Raw genomic sequence first — 605 nt, forward strand, 5'->3', positions numbered from 1 at the left:
TTCCTACGCCAACGAAATTCCGCCCTGCATGTATGCAGGTGCAGAATTCCGCGACGGCGTATTTGAAGGCTGGAAACACGCCGATGCCGATTACGGCCGCCACCACAGCCTGATGGCGGTCAAGCAGGACGTCAAACTGCTGAATGAAAACATCGTCCGCTATACAGTGGAAAAACCCCTCTCCCAAATTGCCGCCAAACACGGCATCCGCGCCGAAGAAATCGATTGGTTCCTGCCCCACTACTCTTCCGGCTTTTTCCGCGACCGCCTTTCAGACGGCCTGAAAAACATCGGCTTCGACATTCCGCAGGAAAAATGGTTTACCAATCTGCACAGTAAGGGCAACACGGGTTCGGCCTCGATTTACATCATCCTTGAAGAATTTATGCGCACTTTCCCCATCGAACACGGCCAAAAAATCCTGTGTTACGTTCCGGAAAGCGGCCGTTTTTCAACATGTTTTATGCTTTTGGAAGCAGTAAAGGCCGTCTGAATGAAAATTGACGACATCCCTCAAGACAACAGCGCCAGCTACCACGGCCACCGCAAAGTCATCTACGGCACCCGCAACGGCCACTACGAAGCGGCCACCAGCAACGGTTGGC

1 protein-coding gene is annotated in these 605 nt (G+C 53.1%); it reads left to right on the forward strand.

The genetic code is table 11. The annotated features are described in order from the left end of the window. On the forward strand, nt 1-493 hold a 493-nt coding region (locus ACTHUR_RS15850; RefSeq protein WP_440399616.1), incomplete at its 5' end, for a 3-oxoacyl-[acyl-carrier-protein] synthase III C-terminal domain-containing protein. Between the last annotated feature and the right edge of the window lie 112 nt (nt 494-605).

The sequence above is a fragment of the Neisseria sp. P0021.S007 genome (assembly GCF_051956855.1).